The organism is Neobacillus rhizosphaerae, assembly GCF_050477885.1.
GTDB classification, from domain to species: domain Bacteria; phylum Bacillota; class Bacilli; order Bacillales; family Cytobacillaceae; genus Neobacillus; species Neobacillus rhizosphaerae_A.
This window is the reverse complement of sequence record NZ_JBCNAC010000203.1, coordinates 1-2501: the sequence shown is the minus strand read 5'-3', so window position 1 is coordinate 2501 and position 2501 is coordinate 1. Positions and strand designations below refer to the sequence as shown.

The 2501-nt window shown below is 39.7% G+C and carries 2 protein-coding genes; both read right to left on the bottom strand.

Translation table 11 applies throughout. From position 1 onward, the window contains the following. Window positions 1–100: 100 nt before the first annotated feature. A complete protein-coding gene (locus ABES03_RS25555) occupies window positions 101–1846 on the bottom strand; it encodes an aromatic amino acid hydroxylase (protein WP_430122005.1) in 1746 nt (581 codons plus the stop codon). Window positions 1847–1890: 44 nt separating this feature from the next. After that, window positions 1891–2409, bottom strand: a complete 519-nt coding sequence (locus ABES03_RS25550) for an RNA polymerase sigma factor (RefSeq protein ID WP_430122003.1) — start codon at window positions 2407–2409, stop codon at window positions 1891–1893. Between the last annotated feature and the right edge of the window lie 92 nt (window positions 2410–2501).

Here is a 2501-nt window from a genome sequence, read left to right as displayed (position 1 = left end):
AGAACGCTTCTACGTTACCCGGTTTATCATTCCGTACACAAATAAGTAACGTAGACAAAAGCCCTCCCAAATATACGGATGGTTCTTTATATCTCCAAAGTTATTTTTCAAAGCAATTAATTAAAGTTAATCCCCGGTTAATCATTTGTTTAACAGATGACTCCCAAGAAGTATTTTGTAGCTTACCCATGACAGCGTTTACATTTTGGTGATTGGCATCATGAAGTTTATAGAGTTCGAGAATCTCTAAGCGCAGCAACCACTCTTTTGGATACCGTTCATTTAAGATGGCTAAAACCTCTTCCAAATGGGCCTCACTCTCATCATTCCAAACCGAGCCTTCACGTAGGTTGCGAATTTCTTCATATAAGTTTTCTAGCTCATTCCATTCAAGATGTTCCATCATTTCCTCTAGTTCTTCGTTCTCTGCCCATTCAAAATAGGCATTAGGATCGGCAGCACCAGCAAATACTGAATCAATGCTTGCACCCACGGCCATATCGAATGTCCCCCATGCTGGTTCAAACAGTACCTGATCCTTATAAGCTACTTGGCAATCTTTAAAGGAGATAATAACAGGTTTGGTGTCTGAAAAAAGAATTCCTTTCACCGTTCCCTCAACCAACACTCCGCTCTCAAATGATAATTGAACCTTCTTATCAACCTCAATACCCAAATCCTTTAATTGAGCCATCGAGCAATGTTCTAAGATTATATTTCCCTTTAAGCGACCAATTGGTGTACCAAAGCCTTTGCGATGTGTTTCTTTCCCATGCCCAGCCAGTTGTTGGTTATTGCAGGCTAATGCTGTTGGACCCTTTGTCTTAAAATAAACGGCTTCCGTTTTATCATTAATTAAGACATCAGCTAGTGTTCCTGTAACTTGCAGCCCAGAGGAAAAACAAATGGTTGCCGTATTATCTGTCTGCAGTGCTTGAACGAGACTCTCGGTTCCGCCTTTTCGAAACGCCATCGTCGATGCAAAATCATCTATGGCCGCCACTAGGTCATCAAAGCTTTTACAAACAAATAATTGCGGCTGCGGTTTCGTCACATCATATGGTGTACTTATACAGGCTTCAACGGAAAATGGTATTTTACGGACGTCATCCTTCAAACAGCTTTGACTCTCACCTACCGAGGATAGTAAGCCAGCCCCATATATTTTGGGATTATCTAGTTCCCCTATTAACCCATATTCGACAGTCCACCAAAACAGCCGTGAAACCTTATCTGCTTCAGTTAAACCTTGCAATTTACTACGAGCCTCCGTTACATTCAATTCCGCCTCTTTTACTTGCTCCGGAGTCGAATTAGGGTCTTCTGCTACAATCGTTAAATGACGAACAGCCATAAATACCTGTGCCTTTTCTTTACTTGAAAGAGCCTTTGCCCCCATTTCACCAATTTTCCTTACAAATTCACGGTAGGCTTCATCTAAAAGAATAGGTGCATGCCCTGCCGCTTCATGAAGCATATCTGGTGCAGGTGTATAAGCAATGTTTTGAACATTTCGAATCTCTGTGGCGATCGGCAAGAGGCGATTGGCTAAAAAGCCATAAAAGGCTGAGCCTGGAATCAGTCCATCAATGGTCACCGCTCCCCAGCCAACTTTCGAAAGACTCGTATTCATATCATCCACTTTTGGTATCGATTCTGTCTTGATCCCTGAATCTCTTAATCCATTGACATATGCAGGGTGGGCAATTTCTTTTAAAAAATAATGATTCTGCTTCATAACAAAACGCCAAACTGCATGCTCGATTGGCGTATAGCAATGATAATATTGCTTTGAAATATATGGCAGTAAATTTGCAGGAATGTTCTTTGTTCCTTTTCCAGTCATGATAGACCTTCCCCTTTTCAAAGAATATTTAAGATATGGATTTTTTAAGCTAATGAAAGCATTTTTGGTCGGAGCCGTTCCTTTGCCCTTTTCATTCTTGTTTTAACAGTAGACATCGGAAGATTACTTTTTTTCGCAATTTCTAGTAGAGACAAATCTTGATAATAATAAAGATAAATAGGATATCGATAAATTTCGGGTAATAGGTTTATCTTTTCCGCCATTTGCTGAGCGGAAAAATTATGTAGGACTTCCTCTTCTGGAATGTAGGGAGATTCGACTGAGACAGAATACGAATACACCTCTTCTCTCCAAAAATGCTTTGATTTATTTTCCTTTCTCCAATAATCTCGGCATTTATTGATTGCAATCGTAAATAACCAGCTTTTATATTTACCTTGCTCCTTAATTGAAGGATATGCTAAATAAGCAGAGAGTAACACCTCCTGATAAAGATCCTCCGCAAGTTCCTTATGTTTGACTAACGAAAAAATATATTTATAGATGGTTTTCCCATATTCATTGACTAATTCCTCAAACGAATTCACTAATTGTTGTTTCATTTCTGCCATTCCCTCCAAACAAAAAACTTTCTATATTAATAGACGGAATGGACCGACCGAACCCCTACACTATCTTTTTGGGGACAGTCCCC

What these genes read in the sequence shown, in the direction of transcription:
- ABES03_RS25555 (WP_430122005.1), bottom strand. Translation starts at nt 1,846, where the DNA reads ATGACTGGAAAAGGAACAAAGAACATTCCTGCAAATTTACTGCCATAT.
- ABES03_RS25550 (WP_430122003.1), bottom strand. Translation starts at nt 2,409, where the DNA reads ATGAAACAACAATTAGTGAATTCGTTTGAGGAATTAGTCAATGAATAT.